Raw genomic sequence first — 22,448 nt, 5'->3', positions numbered from 1 at the left:
GTTATAAAGCAAAAGATCTTAAAAGAGATAAATTTTTTAATACTATAGTTTTGCTTTCTGAAAAAGAATTGAATAAATATCAAAAATATTTCAAAAATATGAATATTATTCCGAAATTTATAAATATCCATTCTAAACAGACAAATCATTCACAGAAAGTCGTTTTGAGCGTAGGCACCATCTCTTGTGAAAAAGGTGTTTTAGACTTCTTGATATTTGGAAAAAAATACAGCAAAATCCAAAAAATCACATATGGAAACTTTGTATAGTAGGAGAAGTTGGTGAAAAAGAAAAGCAAGAACTAAAAAATAAAATTGAAAATAAAAATCTAACTTCTTGTGTGGTTTATAAGCCTTATACAAAAAACATCAAAAGAGGGTTCAAGTGTTAGTGTTTATGTAATGACAAGCTACTCAAGAGGGGTTTGGGATAGCATTATTGGAGGCAACAATCTATGCACTTCCATGTATAGCATTTGATATTAATGCAGTTCCAAGTGATATTACAGAAAATGAAAAAATGGATTTTTAATTAAAGATGGAGATTTAAAAGAATTCGAAGATAAATTGCAAATTTTAATGTGCAATAAAGAGCTTAGAAGTGAAATGGGATTTTATGGTAAAAAACTAATTGCAGAAAAAAATTCAAAAGAAAGAATTATTCAAGACTGGCTCAATTTAATTAAAAACAGGAATGGTAAAAGATGTTGAGATAATGTCTAAGGATTTAAAATTTACTCACAATAAGTCGTATTTAACAGACAATAGTTTTAGATTAAAATTGATTTTTTTATTCTTAGAGATTTATGATACGCTTTGTTGAAATTATTTTTATAGAAGGTAAATATACTGATACAGCATGTTGGTTATAAGTGTGAAAATAGAATATAGAATACGTAGCTTTTTAAGGTAAAGATAAAAATTTATTAGCATCAATATATATGACGTTTTATTTTGCAAATCAAAAACAAAATTTTACTTCCTTGTAAAAAGAAAACAGTTAAAGCACTAGTGATATTTTTATAATTTACCATTCTATTGTTTGACTATACTAAGAGATTTGTTTTGTTAGAGTTAAATTCACAAATATGAAAACATATTATTTATCTAATTTTATTTATTCAGTATGTCTTTTGTATTATACAAAAATGATTACAATTGGTCATATTTCAAAGTGTTTATAATTTAACTGAAGTTATTAGAGTGCATAATAAAGTTAACTTAAAAAGATAAGTCTATTTTGTATAAATTTTTACAACACATTCATTTTCTAGAAGAGTAAGATATTATTACCTAAAATATACAATATTTTATCTATAAAATCCTTTTTCTCCGCTAAGTATAATTTTAACTTGAGGATCAAAAAAAGCTTTTATGCTCATGTTATAAAGCAAATCTTTGCTTTCATTCCAAGTTAATATTTCTATATCTTGATTATTTATTTTAAATTTTGACTCTTTTATAAAGTGGTATATATTTTCTCTATATGGAAAACTAATAGCGTTAAAATTTTGACTATTAATTGCTTCTTGAATTTTGTTTTTTAATTCTTCTGTTAATTCCATATTTTCTATATTTAACAAGTAATAGCTTGTATAAAATCCTTTATTTTTGAATATATTCAATAAGGTGTAGTTTGAACTTTCTATTATTAAATTTTTTTTATTGAATCCCGTTTCTTTGCAAATGTTTAAAAGCACCAATAAAGATTCGTGCGCATTATTTGTATTAAGATTTTTAAAATCAATCCAAAATTTAGTTTGCAGAGGTATTGTTTTTTTATCTCTTTTTAAAGCAACTATTAACATATCTTTTAAGTTTAAACCTATTGAGTCTTTTTCGCCATCATGTCCTACATCAAAATATTTTTCTTTGCTAAAATAATGAACATCTACCTCAAATCCTTGATATTTCTTTTCAAAATCTAAGATTTTTTTTAGCTCATTGGTTCTATGTAGCCAAATCTTACTTGGAGATTTAAAAAAATATTTATTTTTTTCTAAATTATTGTGTAGTTTAAGCTCTTCATCATAATTTTTATTTGCAAATATTCTAACTCTTTCTTTATTAAAATTATTGCTGAACAAACTACGATCTTTTTGAAAGTCATTTATAGTTAACCCTATTATATCCAAGAAAGCATGTAAAAAATCATCACTCATAAAAGGTAGATTTTGAGCTTTCTTTATCTGTGATATAATATTTGGATATTTTTGTTTTAATTTGTCACTAAGGTAGATTATAAACGGTATTTCAGCCATATATCTTGAACCTATGGTTTCTGTGTGCCCAAAAAAATCTCTAAAATCATATACTTCATCTCCGTGGTCACTAAGATAAAATATAATTGTTTCTTCATTTTTAAAATGGTTGATAATCTCATTGATAATATAATCATTGTAATAAATGGCATTTAAGTAATGTGATTTTATTTTAGCTTGTTTAGTAGTCAATTTTTTATTCTTATTTAGATGATCTAAATTATTATTTTTAAGATCATTTATATTGAATTTTTTAAATTTATTAGAATAACGCCTGCTATAGTCCATATGGGTACCTTGTAGATGTAAAATATAAAATTCTTTTTCTTTGGGAGGTATTTGTTTTAACTCTTTTATAATTTGCTCATCTCTTGATAATGATATACCTGTAAAAATTTTATCTAAAAATATTGTTTTGTTTGATAGTCTCGCTAAAGCTTCTGGAGCATTGCCAGGAGTGGAAACTGATTCTTGATTGCTTATCCAGTAGGTATAATATCCAGCTGCTTTCATGATGTTTACAATATTTTTCTGTTTAAACCAAGGTGTTGATTGATTTTCATAGTTAGAAAAAGTAAAAATTTTAGAAATTGCTTGGTTGGTGTGAGAGTGAGGAGCAATAACATCTTTAAATTCAAAAAGATTTCCTTGCATTTTTAGTTGATTTAAGTTTGGAGTTGTTTCTAAACTATAATTATAAAGACTCATATAATTTCTTTGAGTTGATTCGCCCATTATTATAACAATTTTTGATATCTCAATGTCTTTTGTCTTTGTTATATTGTAATTTTTTATTTCTTTATTTAGTTCACTTTTTAAATTATTAAGTTCTATTGTGTATTCATTGATATTTTTTTTAAGATTTTTTATAGCATCAAACCAACTATATAATAAAAAATCATCAATAAAGTATTTATGAGGTTTTCTGTATATTGAAATAAAACAAAAAATGAAAAGTAAGATTTTAAAAATATATAAAACATGAAATTTATCTGAAATTAAAAATAAGGTATTATAGGGAATTAGAAAAAATGCAAATGAAAATAGTATAAAGATAGATAGAATAGTTATTGTTTTTAAATCAAAATAGCTTAATAAAAATTCTTTTGATTCGGAAAGTGTGGTAAATGATACAGTTTCTAAAAATGATGAATTTAAAAAAGAATTAAATTTATGATACAAAAAAATATTTACAATGCCTACGGTAAAAAATAAACAAATTAAAGTTGAATCTAATATTAACCTTATAGATTCTGGAAAAAAATTGATAATAAAAAATACTATATAAAATACACTAAAATTATGTCTAAAAACTTGAGATATTTTTTTAGAAAATGTTCTTAAATCAGAATAAACCTGTTTTGATAAATATACCAAAGAAAATAAAATAATATTTACACTTAGTATATAAAAAAAACTTTTTGTAAAAACAAAATCCAACATTTTATCACGCCTTTGCTTGTTGTTGTGTTTAAATTTATAGTAATTAAATACATTATAACAAAGAAATGATATCAGTATGTAAATATTTTTAAAATTAACTTTTGCACCATTAGTATGCTTTATATGATATAATTTTTAGTATAAAAATTTATATTATAAAATTATAATATATTTAATAAAAATTTATTTTTAACTAGATAAGTTTAAATGCATTTAACACCTTCTTAGCTATAAAACCAGTATCTTTCATTATATTAATCCAAAGAATATTGATTGATAAAGCTAACTTAGGAGTATTTATCAAAATTTAGGTAAGGAAAGGTTATGTTATTTATTAAAACTTTTTTAAAGAAATAAAGTCAAAATTTTCTAGTGTTTCTACTATGGCAAGAATCATTTCTAAAGATAAATTATAATAATATCTACAAGAGTTAACTATTACAGAAAAACAAAAAATTTTAAAACAACTCATATGAAGATTTGAGCAATGGATATTATAGGATATGTCAATAACAAAAATAGGAAGATATTGCTCACTATGTATAGATTTAGATACAAGAATTGCTTATGTTGTGGTTTTACCTTCTAAAAAACAAAATATACTAGTATATATTTAAAAGTTTTATTGTTATCTTTGGAGATTAATAATATTCATAAAAGAATTTTCATACTTACAGATAATGGCTGCGAATTTAAAAAAAGACTATAAATATTAATTAAAGAACTTAATATCGCTCATTATTATACTTACCCAAAAAATCCTAGAATGAATACTCATAATGAAAGATTTAATAGAGCTTTAAAAGAAGATTTACTATAATTATTGTAATGATTTATTACTTGTAGATTTTAAAGAATTTAATCAAGAAATAACTAAATGGTTAGACTATATGCTACCTCGCCACATTTAGCTTTAAATTGTAAAACTCTATTATAATTTACTTTAAATAAAGATAATAAAAAGTGCTAAAATGCTATGGATGGATATAATTATTGCGATATTTGTTTTGGTATGATATGATATTAATATGCAAATTAGACTGAAAGGTGGTGCTTTGAAGAATGCAGTTTTGGTTGCTGGAAATGGACCTAGCTTAAAAAAAATTGATTATGCAAGGTTACCAAGTGAATATGATGTTTTTAGGAGTAATCAATTTTATACGGAAGATAAATATTATACAGGCAAAAAAATTAAAGCTATTTTTCATACTGTGGATTTTTTCTTTGATGAGTACTTTACTTCGCATGAAATGGTAAAAAATAATGAATATCAGATTGAAAATATAGTATGTAAAATGTATAATTTTGCTAGCAGGAAAGAAAAAATATTTCAAGAAAATTTTAAATTTTTTTTTCCATCGGCTTTAAACGGTTATGATAATTTTTTTTACAAACTTAAGGAGTTAAGTGCTAAAGTTGATTTTGATGCATGTTATTTAGGAAGCAGGATTGAGATGTTGACAGGTACTTACGCCATAGCGTGTGCCGTTGCTTGTGGATATAAGGAGATTTATATAGCTGGAATGGATTTTTGTGATGAAATATATAGTTATGCTGACGGAAGAAATATTGATGAGTGTTGTTTGCATCATGCAAATTATGATATAGAAATCTTGAATTTTTTAAGAGATGTATACAATGCTAAGATATTTTCAGTATGTCCAGATAGTAGTATTAATAAGTATATATTACTTCATGATGTGCAAAATCCTTCAAAAACATTAGAGATCGAAACTAAAAGCCAAAATTCGATAAAAACAAGATTAATGCCAAATAAAAATTTACGTAATAGATATAAAAGAATATATTTAGAAGCAAATCCTTTTATAAATCTTTTTTATGGATTCTTAAGAACACCTAGAGCATTAAAGCATTATTTATCAAGTAAATTTTATAGATGAGATTTAATTTATGAAAAAAAATATATTAATCACAGGTGCAGATGGTTTTATAGGTTCACATTTAGTTGAAATGCTTTATAAAGAAAGTAAGGATAAAACCTCTCTATTTTATGGTTATAAAATCAAAGCTTTGAGTCAGTATAATTCTTTTAATTATTGGGGTTGGCTTGAAGATATAGAGTGTTTAAATGATATTGAAGTAGTTTGTGGAGATATTAGAGATCCACATTTTTGCAAAAACATCACTAAAGATGTAGAAATTATCTTTCATTTAGCAGCTTTAATAGCCATACCTTTTTCTTATGTTGCTCCAGATAGTTATGTAGATGTTAATATAAAAGGTACTTTAAATATCTGTCAAAGTGCATTAGAAAATAATGTAAAGCGTATTATTCACACAAGTACAAGTGAGGTTTATGGTACGGCTTTGTATGTGCCTATTGATGAAAAACATCCTTTGCAAGCACAAAGTCCATATTCAGCAAGTAAAATAGGTGCTGATGCTATGGCAATGAGTTTTTATAATGCTTTCAATCTCCCACTGACCATAGCAAGACCTTTTAATACCTATGGCCCAAGGCAAAGTGCAAGAGCGGTGATTCCAACTATCATCACTCAAATTGCAAATGGAGCTAAGCAAATAAAGCTTGGAGATGTAAGTCCTACTAGAGATTTTAATTATGTAAAAGATACTTGTTTAGGGTTTTTAGAGTTAGCTAAATGTCAAAAGGCTATAGGTGAAGTGGTAAATATAGGATCAAATTATGAAATAAGCATAAAAGATACTTTAGAACTCATTAAAAAACTTATGAAATCAAATGTAGAATTTATCACAGAAAATGAACGCATAAGGCCTGAAAATAGTGAAGTATTTAGGCTATGGTGTGACAATAGCAAGATCAAAAACCTTACTAACTTTTCACCACAATATGATATAGAAAAAGGCTTAAGTCAAACTATAGAATGGTTTAGTAATCCTTTAAATTTAAAAAAATATAAAAGTGATATTTATAATATTTAGGATTTTTGTGAAAGAAAAAATAATCATTATTGGAGCTGGAGGACATGCAAGAGCGTGTATGGAAGTTATAGAGCTTGAGGGTAAATTTGAAATTGCTGGTTTTGTGGATAATGGTATAGAAAGTGCGTATTATCCATTGCTTGGGAATGATGATGATTTAAAAAAATTATTTAAAGAATATAAATATGCCTTAATTGGTATTGGACAAATTAAAACTTCATTGCCAAGAGTGCAAATTTATGATAAGTTGAAAACTATAGGTTTTAGATTGCCAACTATTATTTCGCCGCTTGCTCATGTGTCAAAAAGATCTTTTATTGATGAGGCAAGTATAATAATGCATCATGCCTTGGTAAATACAAATGTCAAGGTAGGTAAAGGTTGTATAATAAATTCAAAGGCATTGGTTGAACATGATGTTATAATTGAAAATTTTTGTCATATTAGTACAGCTAGTGTTGTTAATGGGGGTTGTTTGATAAAGCAGCATAGTTTTTTAGGGTCAAATACTCATTTAAAACATGGTAGTATTTTAGATGAAAATAGTATAGTATATATGAAAGGAGTATAACGATGAAATATTGTGATTATTGTGTGATGCCAGATACGAGACCAGGAATAAAATTTAGTAAAGATAAAAATGGAAAAAATATTTGTTCAGCTTGTGTAAATCATCAAAATAAAGAAAATATTGATTATGAAGCTAGATTTAAAGAATTAGAAAAACTTTGTGATAAATATAGAAGAATGAATGGTAAGTGTGAGTATGATTGTGCTATTGCGGTAAGTGGGGGTAAAGATTCTCATTTTCAAGTACATATTATGAAAGAGAAACTAGGAATGAATCCTATTTTATTTAGCGTAGAAGATAATTTTACTATGACTGAAGCTGGGAAGAAAAATTTAAAAAATATTTCTGAAGAATTTGGTTGTCATCTTATAAGTTTAAAACCTGATATAAAAACTCAAAAAAAAGTTATGCTGAAAACCTTTGAAAAGTATGGAAAACCTACTTGGTTTATAGATAGATTAATCTACTCTTACCCTTTTGCTATGGCTTTGAAATTTAACACACCTTTGCTTGTCTATGGAGAAAATATTTCATATGAATATGGCGGGAATGACAACGTCGAAACTCCTGATGCAAGTGGTATTTTTTTAAATGGGGTAGCGAGTGATTTGGATATTAATGAATTTATAGATGATGAAATAAAGGAAGAGAATTTGCAATTGTTTTTTGATCCACAAAAAGACGATATAGGTAATCTTCATCCTATATACTTGAGTTATTTTGTTAAGTGGAATTCTTATTCTAATTATGTTTTTGCTAAAAATAGAGGCTTTAGTGATTTAAATGGAGAATGGGACAGGAAACATTGTGCTGAAAATTTTGATCAAGTTGATAGTATTGCTTATTTAATTCATCCATGGATGAAATACCCAAAATTTGGCCATGCCATGGCTAGTGATTATGCGGCTAGATTTATAAGATATGGACTTTTAAGCAGAGATGAAGCCGTAAAAATTGTAAAACAAAAAGATCATAATTTGGATAATAAATGTATAGAAGATTTTTGTGATTTTTTAGGTATTTCAAAATCTAAATTTTGGAGTATAGTAGAAAAGCATTATAATAAAGAGTTATTTTATAAGAACGAATTTGGAGAATATAAATTAAAAAATGAAATACAATAAAACCTTAATCATAGCAGAAGCTGGAGTTAATCATAATGGCGATATAAATTTAGCCAAAAGGCTTATAGAAGTAGCTAGTGAAGCTGGGGCTGATTTTGTGAAATTTCAAACTTTTGTAGCTAAAAATTGCATAAGCAAAAATGCTAAAAAAGCAGAGTATCAACTCCAAACTACTGATGAAAATCAAAGCCAGCTTGATATGGTTAAAAAATTAGAACTTTCTAAACAAGATCATGAAATTTTAATAGAACATTGTAAAAAATTTAATATTAAATTTCTTTCTACTGCTTTTGACTTAGAAAGTATTGATTTGCTTGTAAAGTTTGATATAGAAATTTTTAAAATTCCAAGCGGAGAATTAACCAACCTTCCTTACTTAAAAAAAATTGCTAGTTTTAATAAAAATATCATCTTATCAACTGGAATGGCTACTTTAGGTGAGATTGAAAAAGTTTTAGATATTTTGGTGCAAAATGGAACCCAAAGAGATAAAATCATCATTTTACATTGTAACACTGAATACCCTACGCCTTTTGAAGATGTAAATTTAAGGGCTATGCAAACCTTAAAAAAAGCTTTTTGCTTGCCTGTGGGATATTCTGATCACACTTTGGGTATAACTATACCTATAGCAGCTGTAGCTATGGGAGCTTGCGTGATAGAAAAACATTTTACTTTAGATAAAAGTATGCAAGGGCCTGATCATCAAGCATCCTTAGAACCTGAAGAATTAAAAGCTATGATTAAATCTATAAGAGAGTTAGAACAAGCTTTTGGAGATGGTATTAAAATTCCAAGTAAAAGCGAAAGCAAAAATAAAGTCATTGCTAGAAAGTCTCTTGTGGCTAAAAAAGCTATAAAAAAAGGCGAATGTTTTAGCGAAGAAAACCTTACTACAAAGCGACCAGGGGATGGAATTTGTGCTATGGAATATGATAAATATTTAGGTAAAATTGCTAGTAGAGAATATGCTGAAGATGAGTTAATTGATGAATAGAAAAATTTGTATTATTAGTGGCACTAGAGCTGAGTGGTATTTGTTAAGAAATTTATGCAAATACATCAAACAAGATAATGAATTAACTTTGCAGCTTATTGTTACAGCAGCTCATTTAAGTCAAGATTTTGGTTTTACTTATCAAGAAATTGAAAAGGAATTTAAAATAGATAAAAAAATTCCCATTTTGCTTAATGGTAATAATAGTGTAGGTATTTGTAAAAGTATGGGGCTTTTGCAAATTTCACTTTGCGAAGCTTTTGAAGAATTAAAACCTGATATTGTAGTGATATTGGGCGATAGATATGAAATGCTCTCTTGTGCTAGTACTTGTTTGCTTATGCAAATTCCCTTAGCACATCTTTGCGGAGGAGAGCTTACTTTGGGAGCTATTGATGATAGCATTAGGCATGCTATTAGTAAAATGGCGCATTTGCATTTTGTTAGTACTCAAACTTATGCAAATAGAATTTTGCAACTTGGAGAAAGTGAAGATAGAGTTTTTAATGTAGGTTCTTTAGGTGGAGAAAATATCAAGAATATGATTTTTCTAAGTAAGGAAGATTTGCAAAAAGAATTGAATTTTATATTTACTGAAAATATATATTTAATAACTTATCATCCTCAAACGATACAAAAATCAAGCGTTAAAAAAGAAATAAAATTATTGCTTGAATTTTTAGATAGTTTGGAAAATTCTACTTTAATTTTTACGAAAGCAAATGCTGATGAGAATGGTTTATATATTAATGAGCTTTTAAATGAGTATTGTATAAAACAATCTCATAAGGCAAAGTTATTTGATAATTTGGGCTCTAAAAGATACTTAAGTTTAATGAAGATAGCAAATATGCTTATAGGAAATAGCTCTAGTGGAATTTGCGAAAGTCCTTTTTTAAGAATTCCTTGTATCAATATAGGCAACAGGCAAGAAGGAAGAATTTTGGCCGATAATATTATAAATTGTGATATTTATCATTTAAAACAAGCGTTTTTGTATGCTAATACCAAAGAATATCAAAATAAGCTAAAAAATTTCATTAATCCTTTTGAATGTGAAGGTAAAAATACAAGTCTAATGATAAAGGATATTTTAAAAAATATTTCTTTGGAAAAAATTTTATATAAAAAATTTGTGGATATGCAATGAGTATTGAAAAATTAAAACTTACTAAAAATGCAAGTATTCAAGAAGCTTTAAAAATTATAGGTAGCGAGCGTGTTAGAATAGCTTTAGTGGTAGAAAATGATAAATTTTTAGGTGTAATTAGTGATTCTAACATTAGAAGGGCTTTATTAAATGGTAAAAAGCTTGAAGATAGTATAGAAACAATTTATACTAAGAATTCGCTAACTATTAAAGAAAATATAAGCAAAGAAGAGCTTTTAAAATTAGCTAGTCAAACTGATATTTATGATTTTCCCGTCTTAAATAGTGAAAATGAAGTTATAGCTATAAAATCTATTGCTTCAATTCTTAAAGAAAAAAGTTTTGAAAATGAAGTAGTTCTAATGGTTGGAGGTCTTGGAAGTAGATTGGGTGAACTTACTAAAAATACTCCAAAACCTATGTTAAAAATAGGTAAAAAACCAATACTTGAAAATATTGTTTTAAATTTCAAAGAGCAAGGTTTTAAAAAATTTATATTTTGTGTAAATTATAAAAAAGAAGTTATTTGTGATTATTTTCAAGAAGGTAAAAGTTTAGGTGTTGAAATTTCTTATGTTAAAGAAAAACAAAAACTTGGTACTGCTGGAGCTTTGTCTTTGATAAAAGATATGAAAAAATCATTTATTGTTATGAATGGAGATATTTTAACTAAGCTTGATTTTGATCAACTTGTTCAAGAGCATAAAAAAAGTAAAGCGATGATGAGTGTGGTACTTAGAGAATTTGAGTATCAAATTCCTTATGGTGTTGTGAAAATTTCTAACAATGATATAAAAGATATAGAAGAAAAGCCTATGCAGAAATTTTTAGTTAGTGCTGGAATTTATGTATTAGAACCAGAAGTTTTAAAGTATATCAAAAAAGATGTGTATTTGGATATGCCTAATTTGATTAAGCGATTGTTAGATAAAAAAATAAAAATAAATTCTTATATATTGCAAGATTATTGGATTGATATAGGAAGGCTTGAAGAATACGAAAAGGCGATTATTGATGCAAATAATTGAGAATGATTTAAATAAGATTTTGGCTATCATTCCCGCGCGTAGTGGAAGTAAGCGTCTTGTTCACAAAAACATTAAAATTTTAAAGAACAAACCTTTAATTGCATGGAGTATTGAAGCTGCTTTAAAGTCTAAATATATAAAAAATGTTATAGTTAGCACAGATTCTCAAGAATATGCAAAGATAGCAATGCAATATGGAGCGCAAGTGCCTTATTTAAGAGATAGATCTTTATCAGATGATACATCATCTTCTTTTGATGTTATAAAAAATATTATTGATTTTTATGCTAATAAAAATATAAGTTTTAAATATATTGTTTTGTTACAACCTACAAGTCCTTTGAGAAATAATAAACATATTGATGAGGCATTGGATTTATTTTTTAAGAAAAAAGCTAATTCTGTAATTAGCGTTTGTGAGTGTGAACACTCTCCTCTTTGGAGCAATACCATACCAGAAAATGGTGCTATGGATTTATTTTTGTCTTCAGAGATTAAAAATTTACGCTCACAGGATTTAGAAAAATATTACAGACTTAATGGTGCTATTTATATAGCAAAAATAAAAGAATTTATGCAATATAAAGGTTTTTTTATGCCAAATAGTTTTGCTTATAAAATGGAGTCTATTTATTCTATAGATATTGATACGGATTATGATTTGAAAATGGCTAGTTTGTTGTTAAAAAGCGAGTATATTTAAAATCCTACTCTCTAACCCTAAAATTTCTTTTTCTAAAACTTCTAATATTTTTTCATTAAAATGCTTATATGGAAAAATATTAGCTAATTTTTTAATGTGTTTTAAACTTTGCTTTTTATGCTCGTAATTTTGCCATAAAATTTCTTTATTTTTGTTTTCATACCTACCATTTTCATTAAATTCATAGCGGTATATACATTCTTTCGATACAAAAAAACTCTCACTTAGCATAAAATTTATATAGTTAAAAAGCACATCCTCTCCATAGCAAAGTCTTTCTTTGAAATCAATATATTCAAAACTTTTTAAAATCAAATTTTTCCTATATACTTTTGCCCAAACACTCCAGCAAAAATGCTTTTGCTTAAATAAAAATTCCAAAAATTTATTTTTGTTAAAAAACTCATCTTGCTTAAATCTATAAAATTTCTTAAATTTCACCCTATGTACATATGCATCAAACACTACCATATCAACATTTTTAATTTTTTCAAGCCCAACTTCACAAGCATTAAGCTCTAAATAATCATCAGGATCTAAAAACATTATATAGGGTGAACTTGAATTTAATACACCTATATTTCTACTAGCAAAAGTCCCTAAATTCTCTTCATTATGTATGATTTTTATTCTATCATCTTTACTAGCATATTCTTTGGCTATATCTATACTTTTATCACTTCCACAATCATCTACTACAATGATTTCTATATCTTTAAAAGTTTGGTTTATACAACTTTCTAATGCTCTAGCTATATATTTTTCTACATTATAAGTTGGTAGTATGATGGAAATTTGACTCATTTTAGCTCTTTATTTTTTGATATAATTATAGCTTTTATTTTTAAGGAAAATCATGAATATTTTTATCAACCTTCCTACTTGGCTTGGAGATGCGGTGATGTCTAGTGTGGCTATTTATGCTATAAAAGAAAAATACCCCCAAGCTAAATTTACTTTTTATGGTTCTTTTGTAAGTACAGAGCTTTTTAAACGCTTTGAAAATGCTCAAATTTTAGTAGAAAATAAAAAGCAAAGATATAGGCAGATTTTACAAGCTAGAAAAAATCTTGGTAAATTTGATCTAGCTTTTTCATTTCGCTCGGCATTTTCAAGTAAGATTGTTTTAAATCTAATCAAAACAAAGAAAAGATTTTATTTTGATAAAAATATTCTAAAAGAAGAACATCAAGTTTTAAAATACTTAAATTTCATAGAAAAAGCTTTAAATTTTAAAGCCACTTCAAATGCTTTAAAACTCCCTATAAAAGCAAAATCAACTCAAAAAATTTTAGGTATAAACCCAGGTGCACATTTTGGAAGTGCGAAAAGATGGGAAGCGAGCTATTTTGCAAGGGTAGCAAAAGAATTTAGCTCCACTCATCAAATTTTAATCTTTGGAGTAGAAAGTGAGAGAGAAATTTGTGATGAAATTGAGCATTATCTTTTAAAAGAAGGCATAAAAGCAAAAAATCTTTGTGGTAAAACTAGTATTTATACTTTATGTAAAAATATTTCTATGCTTGATTTACTCATCACAAATGATAGTGGTCCTATGCATATAGGTGCAGCTTATGGGGTAAAAACGGTGGCTGTTTTTGGCTCGACCAAATTCAGCCAAACATCGCCTTGGCAAGAAAATGCTAAAATAGCTCATCTTGATCTAGCTTGTATGCCTTGTATGCAAAAGGTCTGCCCTTTAAAACACCACAAATGCATGAAAGATTTAAAGCCTGATGTGGTGATAAATTTAGCAAGAAATTTTTCAGGAGTATAAATGGTTTTTAGTTCTTATGAATTTATATTTATATTTTTACCTATAGTTTTAATTATATTTTATATGCTTAAAAATTTAATCATATTCAAAGCGCAAAATTATTTTTAGTCTTAGCAAGTTTATTTTTTTATGCTTTTTGGAAGGTTGAATATGTTTTGATTTTATTGCTTTCTATGGGTGTGAATTTTTATCTTGCAAATTTAATTTTACTTAATAGAAAAAAAGTAAAATTGTTATTTTATAGTGGTGTGTTTTTTAATTTAGCTTTACTTGCTTTTTTTAAATACACTGATTTTCTTTTAGAAAATTTTAATGTATTTTTTCAAATAACCCAACTAGATTTTAATATTCCTTTGCCACATATATTATTACCTTTAGCTATATCTTTTTTTACTTTTCAACAAATTGCTTTTTTAGTAGATTGTTATAAAAGAACAAATATAGAAAGTTTAAAAAGTGAAAATACATACAAAATAAATATTTTAGATTATGCTTTGTTCATAACATTTTTTCCTCAGCTTATAGCAGGTCCAATAGTACATCATAAAGAAATGATGCCTCAATTTAAGAGTATGCTTTGGGACAATTCCATTCTTATTAATTGGGAAAATATAGCTAAAGGATTATTTATATTTTCTATGGGTTTATTTAAGAAAGTATATATTGCCGATTCTTTTGCACTTTGGGCTAATGCAGGGTTTAAGATAGTTGAAAATGGAGGTGCTTTAAATATTTTTGAAGCTTGGGCAACTTCTTTATCTTATACTTTTCAACTTTATTTTGATTTTAGTGGATATTGCGATATGGCTATAGGTATAGCTTTATTTTTTAGTATAAAACTTCCTATTAATTTTAATTCTCCTTATAAAGCATTGAACATAAGTGATTTTTGGAGAAGATGGCATATAACATTAGGTAAATTTTTAAAAGATTATTTATATATACCTTTAGGCGGCAATAGGATTTCTAAGATTATAAATTTAAGAAATCTTTTTATAGTGGCTTTTGTTAGTGGAGTATGGCATGGAGCTGGATGGGGTTTTGTGATATGGGGAGTATTGCATGGATTAGCTATGGTGCTTCATAGAATATATACATTTATAATCCCAAATGCTAAATTTAAAGAAAATATTGTTTATAAAATATTTGCATGGTTTATAACTTTTAATTTTATTAATCTTGCGTGGATATTTTTTAGAAGTGAGAATATCCAAGGAGCTATAAATTTATTAAAGGCTATGTTTGGTATAACTTGGGTGGAATTGCCGTACAGGTTTTATTCAAGATGGAAACATACTTTGGCTTCCATCAATGGTAGTAATGAAACTTTAATTTACATCATCGTTTGTATGATTTTATGTGTTGGGTTTAAAAATAGTATTGAAAAAACTAATGTTATGAAACCAAATGTATTTTATATTTTAGTTGTTATATTTTTCTTATATACATCTATATTTATTTTAGGAGTAATTCCTTATACTGAATTTATTTATTTTAATTTCTAAGGATAAAAATGTTTAAATCATATAAAAAATTCGTGTTAAAGGTTTTATTTATACCCCTACCTTTTATTTTTTGTTATCTTGTCTATATGTTTATATACGATCCTCTAATGCTTTATCATAAACCTTGGTTTAGAGCAGAAAGCTTTGACAAGGATTCTAGATTAGCTAACCAAGGAATAATTAAGAATTATGATTTTGATAGTATTATTATAGGTAGTTCTATGTTGGAAAATTCTTCTCCTAAGAAAGCTAGCCTTCTTTTAAATGAACGGTTTATTAATATATCTTCCCCGGGACTTTATTTTAACGAAAGGGCTATTTTTTTAAATTATGCTTTTTTAAAAAATAAAAATATCAAACGCGTGATTTATTCCTTGGATCTAACAATGATTTTAGATTTAGCTACAAGAGATACAAAATACTTTGATTTTTTATATGATGATAATTATTATAATGATATACTAGTTTATTTACAAAAAAGATTTTTATTTTGTGTTTTAAATATTAATAATGATTGTAGCAAAAATAAAGACTTAGATTCAAGAACTTTTTGGATAAATGATGTAGGACACAGATTTGGTGGTTTTGATAATTGGTTGAAATCATCAAAACATTACAAAGGAACAGATTTTGCCTTTGAGAAAATACGACATTCAAAATTTATAATAAAAAATAATTACAATGAAATGCAAGTAAAGATGGAACAAATGCAAAATATTTTAAAAGTCTATTTGTTTAAAATAATCGAAAAAAACCCTCATGTTGATTTTGATATTTTAATACCATCTTATTCTCGTTTATTTTATTCAATTGATAACGGAGATAGGGGATTGTATTTTAATAGAATCAAATCTATTCTTCGGTGGGTTGTCTTAGAAGCTAGTAAATATCAAAATACTAAAATATATGGATTTGATGATTTAGATTATGCGGATGATATTGCAAATTACAGAGATTTGACGCATTATAACATTGATATGAATGAAATACAGTTTATGGCAATAAAGAACCAAACCAATATTCTTACTAAGACTAATATTGATGAGTATCTTGAAAATTTTGAAAATAAAATTAGAAAATACAATATTGATGAATTTATAAAAGCTATAAAAAAATATTTTCCAGAGGCAAATAATGAAAATTAGCAATTATATGTAAAAACCCTTGCAAAAGCTTGATAAATGTGTTAAACTTAACAATCATTTTTAATCAAGGAGCTTTTTATGACTAAAGCAGATTTTATTTCTCAAGTTGCTCAAACTGCTGGGCTAACTAAAAAAGATGCAACTGCAGCTACTGATGCAGTAATCACTACTATTACTGATGTATTAGCTAAAGGTGATAGCATTAGTTTTATCGGTTTTGGTACATTTTCTGTAGCTGAAAGAGCTGCTAGAGAAGCTAGAGTGCCAAGCACTGGTGCTACTATCAAAGTACCTGCTACTAAAGTTGCTAAATTTAAAGTAGGTAAAAACCTTAAAGATGCAGTTGCTGCTGCTAAAACTGCTAAAAAAGCTAAAAAATAATTCTTTGCGCAAAAGTTTTTAACTTTTGCGTCTTTCTTTATAGATTAAGTATTAATTTTCTTTTGATATTATTTTTAAAAAATTATAAGGAAAACAATGTCAATTTATAATAGTATCTTAGATTGTATAGGCAACACTCCGATTATTTCTTTAAAAGAATTGGCTCCAAATCTTTATGCTAAATGTGAGTATTTTAATCCAAGTCATTCTATAAAAGATAGAGCGGCTTTAGAGATGATAAAACAAGCTTTAAATGAAGGTAAGATTAATCAAGAAACAACCATTATAGAAGCTACAAGTGGAAATACTGGTATAGCTTTAGCAATGATTTGTGCAAGTTTAAAGCTTAAGCTTATCATTGCTATGCCTGAGTCTATGAGTATTGAGCGTAGAAAAATGATGAGTTTTTTTGGCGCAAAGCTAGAGCTTACTCAAGCGAGCAAAGGCATGCAAGGAGCGCTTGATAGAGCTAATGAGCTTTTGAGTGAAATTCCAAATTCATTTATGGTAAGTCAATTTGAAAATATCAACAACAAAAACGCACATAAAAAAAATACTGCTTTAGAAATTTTAAAAGCTTTGCCCGATCTTGATATTTTTTTAGCAGGTTTTGGTACAGGCGGGACTATTAGTGGGGTAGGAGAAATTTTAAAAGAGCATAATCCTAATATCAAAATCATCGCTTTAGAGCCCGCGGCTTCGCCACTTTTGAGTCAAAATACCGCTGCAAGCCATAAAATCCAAGGCATAGGTGCAAATTTTATTCCTAAAATTTTAAATCAAAAAATCATAGATGAGATAGTTTGTGTAAGTAATGAAGATGCTATAAATACAGCTTTAGAGCTTGGTAAAAACGGTATAATGGCAGGAATTTCAAGTGGAGCAAATGTATATATGGCTAGGAAAATAGCTTTAGAAAATCCTGATAAAAAAGTCTTGACTATGCTAAATGATACAGCTGAGCGATATTTATCAACTGATTTGTTTGCAAATTTATAATTTGGAGTATGTATGAGTCAAAATAATGAACATTTTGATTTAGATCTTGAAAGAGCAATTTTAAGTTCTTGTATATATAGCGAGGATTCTTTTTTTAGTATTTCTTCAGATATTGAGATTAATGATTTTTCGCTCAAAGCCCATCAAGATATTTACAAAGCGATTTTAGCTTGTGTGAATGCAGGTGAGCCAATAAGTGCAAGTTTTATAAGAAAACATAAAAAAGTAGATGAGCAAATTTTAGCTGAAGTTTTAGCCACTACTTCCATAGCAGATGTGAGTAAATATGCATATGAACTAAGAGAAAAATCCATTAGACGCCAGCTTTTAAATTTTGCTTATACTATACCTACAAGGGTAAATGAAGATAAAAGCATTTCTCAAATTTCAGATGAAATAGGCAAAGAAATTTTTAATCTTACTAACCGTGTAAATAGTAATAGTATTAAAGATATGACTATGGTTATGTCTGAGCTTATGGATGAGTTTAAAAAGCAAAAAGAAGCTGAAAATAAAGATATTTTAGGACTTGATACAGGTTTTAGTGAGCTTAATAAAATGACAAAAGGCTTTAAACCTGGTGATCTTGTAATCATCGCTGCGCGCCCTGGTATGGGAAAAACTACGATTTGTCTTAATTTTATAGAAAAAACACTAAGGCAAAACAAAGGTGTTGTGATGTTTTCACTAGAAATGCCTGCTACTCAAATTATGCAAAGATTAATCAGTGCAAAAACTTTCATTCCTTTGCAAAAAATTCTAATCGCAGATTTAAATGATGATGAGTGGGATAGAGTGAGTGATGCTTGTAATGAATATGCACAAAAAAATCTTTATATTTATGATAGCGGTTATGCTAGTATAGCAGATATTCGTTCCATTTTACGCAAAATCAAAGCTCAAGATGAAAGCATTGAGCTTTGCGTGGTAGATTATATTGGTCTTATGATGAGTAATTCAGCTTTTAATGATAGGCATTTGCAAGTAAGTGAAATTTCAAGAGGCTTGAAGCTTTTAGCAAGAGAGTTAAATATGCCTGTGGTTGCTTTATCTCAACTTAATCGTTCATTAGAAAGTAGAGCTAATAAACGCCCTATGTTAAGTGATTTAAGAGAAAGCGGTGCTATAGAACAAGATGCAGATACTATTTTATTTGTATATAGAGATGAAGTTTATAGAGAACAAGAAGAAAAAGAAAGAGAAAATAAAGCAAAAAATGAAGGCAAAACTTATGAGAGAAAATTTATACCAAATCCTATGCAAGAAAAGGCTGAGCTTATTATAGGTAAAAATAGAAATGGTCCTGTAGGGCATGTGGATTTGCTTTTCTTAAAAGAAAAATCGTGCTTTATTGAAGCTCCAAAAGAAGATTTTGTGGTTACAAGCTTTGAAGGTTAATTCAAAGGGTAACCATAGTTTCTATGCATAAAAAGTTCTAAATCTTTGAAATCAATTTTGCCCATTAGTTCTTCTACAAGCTGTTTATAAACTATTTTTCCATCTTTGACTACAAAAGCTGATCTAGCTAATAATCCTGCAAAAGGACTATTGCCTATTAATACTCCATAGTTGGTGCCAAAATCTTTAAAAGCAAAATCGCTTGCAACGATAATATCGTCAATCCCTTCAGTAGCGCAAAAACGATCCATAGCAAAAGGCAAATCCATACTAATGGTAATAACTTCAATATTTTTCATTGAAGTTAGTCTTTTATTGGTTTCTTTGGCTTGTTTTGAGCATACTTGAGTATCCAAACTAGGAAAGGTTAATAAAATTTGAGTTTTTCCAGGGGGTGCTATTTCTACCGGAGCAAGATTTTTAGTTCTTAGGGTTACTTTTGGAGCATTATCGCCAATTTCTAGCTCATCTCCTATAAGTTCTATTTCTTGATTTTTATACATAATGCTTGCCATATTTTTTTCCTTTTTATAATAAAATCATTTTTGCTAAAAGCAAAAAACTAAAAAATCCCAAACCATCAGTGATTGCTGTAATTACTACACTTGAGCCTACTGCAGGATCGATTTTAAATTTTTTTAAAGTTAAAGGCACAAAGGAACCTACAAAGCCTGCTAAGGCTAGATTAATTAGCATTGATAAGGCTATAACAAGCCCCAAAAGAGCTGTTTTAAACCATATAAAAGCTATAATACTCATAATACTAGCAAATATAAGTCCATTAAGTAAAGAAATTCCACTCTCTCTTAATATAACTTTTTTAGCATCTTTAAATTCTACTTCGTTGAGTGAGAGTTTTCTAACTGTTACTGCTAAAGCTTGTGAGCCTGTATTGCCTCCCATAGAAGCTACAATAGGCATTAGCACTGCTAAAGCCACAAGTTGTTCTATTTCACCTGAAAAAAGGCTAATGATATTAGCTGAGATTAATGAGGTGGTAAGATTAATCATAAGCCAAAAAGCTCTTGCTTTGGCTGCTTTAAAAGCACTTTCTTCTTCAGCATCTTCATCAACTCCGGCTAAATTATAAATTTGCTCTGTTGCATTTTCTTGTATAAGATCGTGAATATCATCATAGGTAATTCTACCTAAAAGCACTTCATCATCATTTACAACCGCTAAAACACTCAAATCATAATCTTCTACTATATCAATAGCTTTTTGTATGTCTTCATAATCTTTAATGCTATAGCATTTATATTTTTCACTATTGTTTTTAATAATATCTGCAAAACTTAGTTTAAAATCCCAAATCAAAAGATCGCTTAAATTAATAGCATTACAAAGCTTTCCTTGATTATCTATGATATAAACTTGAAAAATTTGATCTACTTGTCCTGAGTGTTTTAAAATTCTATATCTTTTGATTGCTTTTTCTATGCTTTCATCAATAGATGCTGTAAAAATTTCTGTTTGCATATAAGCACCAGCAGTATTTTCATCATAATTTTTAAGGCGTAAAATTTCTTCTTTATCTTCAGAACTTAAGCGGTTTAAAATAGCTAAAGTTTTTTGTGGATTTAGCTCTTCAAAACGCTTAATTAAGTCAGTTGCATCATCACTTTCAAGTTCTTCTACTGCTTTTGCAATCTTTATAATGCTTAAGTGTTCTAAAATATCTTCTAGTATATGATCAGGCGTTATAATAGCTACATTTGCAAGTGTGTGAGTATCAAAAGATTTAAGAGTTTGTAAATAGAGCTCTTCATTGTATCTTTTGATAGTTTTTAAGGCTTCATTAATTTCATAAGTACTTTGATCTTTAGAAGTATTTTTTAAAAGTTCTTGTGCTTCTAAAAAATCATTCATCATTTCAAAGCTCCATAGAATTTTCTATATTTTGTTCTTTTGGCGGATTTTTATAGTTTTCATCTATACTTTGTAAGCGATTTTCATACTCTTTTACCATTTTTAAAAATTCTTCCTTATTTTTTCCGCTTAGACTTGATTTTGGAATTTTAACGATGGTTTCAGGATTGATTGCTTTATTATTTAGATAAAGTCCAAAATGCAAATGTGGTCCAGTACTCATACCAGTAGAACCTACATAAGCAATTACTTGTCCTTGCTTAACTTTTTGACCACGTTTGACTTTACCAAAACGACTAAGATGAGCATATAAAGTCATATAACCTGACATGTGTTTTACTTGTACAACTTTGCCATAACCACCTTTTGTTCCAACAAAACTAATCGTTCCATCTCCGGCGCTTTTTACTGGAGTACCAGTTGGGGCAGCATAATCAATACCTAAGTGTGCTCTATAGCGTTTTAAAATAGGGTGATATCTTGCCTTAGTAAAACGATCTGAAATTCTTGTATATTTAACCGGTTTTGTTAAAAAGAAATTTTCAAGTTCTTTTCCTTGGGCATTATAATAAGAATCTTTATACAAAAATACAGAATATTCTTTACCTCTAATATTGGCTAAAGCTGCTTGGATATTAATATCGCCAAAAAGCCTTCCTAATCTTCTTTTTTGCTCATAAATTAATACTACACTATCGCCCTTCCTAACATTTTTAAAATTAACACTATTTTTAAATGCTCTTACCATTGCTCTTGCTAAAGTTACACTACCACTTTCATCATAAACATCTTGATAAGCTGAGTTATTGATAGCTACACGAATGGTTCTTTTTTCTTTTATATAAGAAATAGGGGTAAAGCTTAATACAAATTTGTTTTCATTGTTTTTATAAATATGAATTTGTAAATCATCACTAATTGGGATTAAGACTTGCTCTAATTGTCCTTGTTCATCTTTTAACATTTGATATTTTATGCCACTTGCAATTTCTGCACTTAGTTCTTTGTCTTCGGTATCAAGATTGTAATATAAATTAAGCGGTATAGAGTGATCTTGTAAAAAATCAAGCAAAGTTTTGCCATTTTCCCAAGAAAGTTCTTCAACACTTGAAATAGCAAAAAGTTTTATTGATATAAGCAAAGATATGAAAATTTTTTTCATGATTTTTAAAGCCT

19 protein-coding genes and 1 pseudogene are annotated in these 22,448 nt (G+C 27.6%); 15 read left to right on the top strand and 5 right to left on the bottom strand.

Annotated elements, in window-relative coordinates; translation table 11 throughout:
• Nucleotides 1-438 precede the first annotated feature (438 nt).
• Nucleotides 439-531 (top strand): glycosyltransferase family 4 protein, encoded by a 93-nt coding sequence (locus tag CORN_RS08570; RefSeq protein WP_141071507.1) that lies wholly within the window; start codon nt 439-441, stop codon nt 529-531.
• 778 nt (nt 532-1,309) lie between these two features.
• Here the strand turns inward: CORN_RS08570 and CORN_RS06640 are convergent.
• On the bottom strand, nt 1,310-2,995 hold the full coding sequence (locus CORN_RS06640) for a phosphoethanolamine transferase (RefSeq protein WP_280642218.1): 1,686 nt from the start codon (nt 2,993-2,995) through the stop codon (nt 1,310-1,312).
• Between the two features lie 1,763 nt (nt 2,996-4,758).
• Between CORN_RS06640 and CORN_RS06635 the strand changes: the two genes are divergently transcribed.
• The 8 genes from CORN_RS06635 to CORN_RS06600 are packed head-to-tail and all read left to right on the top strand — an operon-like array spanning nt 4,759 to nt 12,198.
• Complete coding sequence (locus CORN_RS06635) at nt 4,759-5,604, top strand: alpha-2,3-sialyltransferase (RefSeq protein ID WP_172663994.1); 846 nt, start codon at nt 4,759-4,761, stop codon at nt 5,602-5,604.
• 10 nt (nt 5,605-5,614) lie between these two features.
• The gene (locus CORN_RS06630) at nt 5,615-6,625 is read left to right on the top strand and encodes an NAD-dependent 4,6-dehydratase LegB (protein ID WP_066008510.1); all 1,011 of its coding nucleotides are present in this window, start codon (nt 5,615-5,617) and stop codon (nt 6,623-6,625) included.
• 7 nt (nt 6,626-6,632) lie between these two features.
• Nucleotides 6,633-7,196: a PglD-related sugar-binding protein gene (locus CORN_RS06625; protein WP_047208542.1), complete on the top strand. Its 564-nt coding sequence runs from the start codon at nt 6,633-6,635 to the stop codon at nt 7,194-7,196.
• Nucleotides 7,197-7,198: 2 nt separating this feature from the next.
• Nucleotides 7,199-8,320 (top strand): N-acetyl sugar amidotransferase, encoded by a 1,122-nt coding sequence (locus CORN_RS06620; RefSeq protein WP_066008509.1) that lies wholly within the window; start codon nt 7,199-7,201, stop codon nt 8,318-8,320.
• Complete coding sequence (gene neuB, locus CORN_RS06615; RefSeq protein WP_066008508.1) at nt 8,307-9,317, top strand: N-acetylneuraminate synthase; 1,011 nt, start codon at nt 8,307-8,309, stop codon at nt 9,315-9,317. The genes CORN_RS06620 and neuB overlap by 14 nt, the downstream gene beginning before the upstream one ends.
• Nucleotides 9,307-10,467: a UDP-N-acetylglucosamine 2-epimerase gene (neuC, locus tag CORN_RS06610; protein WP_094750324.1), complete on the top strand. Its 1,161-nt coding sequence runs from the start codon at nt 9,307-9,309 to the stop codon at nt 10,465-10,467. Before neuB ends, neuC begins: the two co-directional genes overlap by 11 nt.
• On the top strand, nt 10,464-11,495 hold the full coding sequence (locus CORN_RS06605) for a nucleotidyltransferase family protein (protein ID WP_066008506.1): 1,032 nt from the start codon (nt 10,464-10,466) through the stop codon (nt 11,493-11,495). Before neuC ends, CORN_RS06605 begins: the two co-directional genes overlap by 4 nt.
• Nucleotides 11,482-12,198: an acylneuraminate cytidylyltransferase family protein gene (locus tag CORN_RS06600; protein WP_047208541.1), complete on the top strand. Its 717-nt coding sequence runs from the start codon at nt 11,482-11,484 to the stop codon at nt 12,196-12,198. Before CORN_RS06605 ends, CORN_RS06600 begins: the two co-directional genes overlap by 14 nt.
• On the opposite strand, the gene CORN_RS06595 is transcribed toward CORN_RS06600, so the two are convergent.
• Nucleotides 12,178-13,002 carry a glycosyltransferase family 2 protein gene (locus CORN_RS06595; RefSeq protein WP_066008505.1) on the bottom strand — a complete coding sequence of 275 codons (825 nt, stop codon included), beginning with the start codon at nt 13,000-13,002 and terminating at the stop codon, nt 12,178-12,180. The genes CORN_RS06600 and CORN_RS06595 overlap by 21 nt on opposite strands.
• A gap of 52 nt (nt 13,003-13,054) precedes the next feature.
• Between CORN_RS06595 and waaF the strand changes: the two genes are divergently transcribed.
• The 6 genes and pseudogenes from waaF to CORN_RS06565 all read left to right on the top strand — a co-directional run bounded on the left by waaF (nt 13,055) and on the right by CORN_RS06565 (nt 19,403).
• A complete protein-coding gene (gene waaF / locus CORN_RS06590; protein ID WP_066008504.1) occupies nt 13,055-13,975 on the top strand; it encodes a lipopolysaccharide heptosyltransferase II in 921 nt (306 codons plus the stop codon).
• Nucleotides 13,976-15,480, top strand: a pseudogene (locus tag CORN_RS06585) (MBOAT family O-acyltransferase).
• 8 nt (nt 15,481-15,488) lie between these two features.
• Entirely contained in the window at nt 15,489-16,625 is a 1,137-nt protein-coding gene (locus tag CORN_RS06580) for a hypothetical protein (protein ID WP_066008503.1), read from the top strand.
• A 78-nt stretch (nt 16,626-16,703) separates the two neighbouring features.
• Nucleotides 16,704-17,006 carry an HU family DNA-binding protein gene (locus CORN_RS06575; RefSeq protein WP_066008502.1) on the top strand — a complete coding sequence of 101 codons (303 nt, stop codon included), beginning with the start codon at nt 16,704-16,706 and terminating at the stop codon, nt 17,004-17,006.
• 96 nt (nt 17,007-17,102) lie between these two features.
• Entirely contained in the window at nt 17,103-18,005 is a 903-nt protein-coding gene (gene cysK / locus CORN_RS06570; protein ID WP_066008501.1) for a cysteine synthase A, read from the top strand.
• Nucleotides 18,006-18,017: 12 nt separating this feature from the next.
• The gene (locus CORN_RS06565; RefSeq protein ID WP_066008500.1) at nt 18,018-19,403 is read left to right on the top strand and encodes a replicative DNA helicase; all 1,386 of its coding nucleotides are present in this window, start codon (nt 18,018-18,020) and stop codon (nt 19,401-19,403) included.
• Here the strand turns inward: CORN_RS06565 and tpx are convergent.
• The 3 genes from tpx to CORN_RS06550 are packed head-to-tail and all read right to left on the bottom strand — an operon-like array spanning nt 19,400 to nt 22,434.
• A complete protein-coding gene (tpx, locus tag CORN_RS06560; RefSeq protein ID WP_066008499.1) occupies nt 19,400-19,918 on the bottom strand; it encodes a thiol peroxidase in 519 nt (172 codons plus the stop codon). The genes CORN_RS06565 and tpx overlap by 4 nt on opposite strands.
• Nucleotides 19,919-19,931: 13 nt before the next feature.
• Complete coding sequence (gene mgtE / locus CORN_RS06555; RefSeq protein WP_066008498.1) at nt 19,932-21,275, bottom strand: magnesium transporter; 1,344 nt, start codon at nt 21,273-21,275, stop codon at nt 19,932-19,934.
• Between the two features lies 1 nt (nt 21,276).
• Nucleotides 21,277-22,434, bottom strand: coding sequence for a peptidoglycan DD-metalloendopeptidase family protein (locus tag CORN_RS06550; protein WP_066008497.1), 1,158 nt, complete (start codon nt 22,432-22,434; stop codon nt 21,277-21,279).
• Nucleotides 22,435-22,448: the final 14 nt, after the last annotated feature.

Source organism: Campylobacter ornithocola (assembly GCF_013201605.1).
Lineage (GTDB): Bacteria > Campylobacterota > Campylobacteria > Campylobacterales > Campylobacteraceae > Campylobacter_D > Campylobacter_D ornithocola.
This window is presented reverse-complemented; position numbering and strand designations above follow the sequence as displayed.

Bases quoted from the DNA above. Each gene is read 5' to 3' on its own strand.
- CORN_RS06640 (WP_280642218.1), bottom strand. From the start codon at position 2,995: ATGGGCGAATCAACTCAAAGAAATTATATGAGTCTTTATAATTATAGT.
- CORN_RS06630 (WP_066008510.1), top strand. From the start codon at position 5,615: ATGAAAAAAAATATATTAATCACAGGTGCAGATGGTTTTATAGGTTCA.
- CORN_RS06620 (WP_066008509.1), top strand. From the start codon at position 7,199: ATGAAATATTGTGATTATTGTGTGATGCCAGATACGAGACCAGGAATA.
- neuB (WP_066008508.1), top strand. From the start codon at position 8,307: ATGAAATACAATAAAACCTTAATCATAGCAGAAGCTGGAGTTAATCAT.
- CORN_RS06605 (WP_066008506.1), top strand. From the start codon at position 10,464: ATGAGTATTGAAAAATTAAAACTTACTAAAAATGCAAGTATTCAAGAA.
- CORN_RS06600 (WP_047208541.1), top strand. From the start codon at position 11,482: ATGCAAATAATTGAGAATGATTTAAATAAGATTTTGGCTATCATTCCC.
- CORN_RS06595 (WP_066008505.1), bottom strand. From the start codon at position 13,002: ATGAGTCAAATTTCCATCATACTACCAACTTATAATGTAGAAAAATAT.
- waaF (WP_066008504.1), top strand. From the start codon at position 13,055: ATGAATATTTTTATCAACCTTCCTACTTGGCTTGGAGATGCGGTGATG.
- CORN_RS06580 (WP_066008503.1), top strand. From the start codon at position 15,489: ATGTTTAAATCATATAAAAAATTCGTGTTAAAGGTTTTATTTATACCC.
- CORN_RS06575 (WP_066008502.1), top strand. From the start codon at position 16,704: ATGACTAAAGCAGATTTTATTTCTCAAGTTGCTCAAACTGCTGGGCTA.
- cysK (WP_066008501.1), top strand. From the start codon at position 17,103: ATGTCAATTTATAATAGTATCTTAGATTGTATAGGCAACACTCCGATT.
- CORN_RS06565 (WP_066008500.1), top strand. From the start codon at position 18,018: ATGAGTCAAAATAATGAACATTTTGATTTAGATCTTGAAAGAGCAATT.
- tpx (WP_066008499.1), bottom strand. From the start codon at position 19,918: ATGGCAAGCATTATGTATAAAAATCAAGAAATAGAACTTATAGGAGAT.
- mgtE (WP_066008498.1), bottom strand. From the start codon at position 21,275: ATGATGAATGATTTTTTAGAAGCACAAGAACTTTTAAAAAATACTTCT.
- CORN_RS06550 (WP_066008497.1), bottom strand. From the start codon at position 22,434: ATGAAAAAAATTTTCATATCTTTGCTTATATCAATAAAACTTTTTGCT.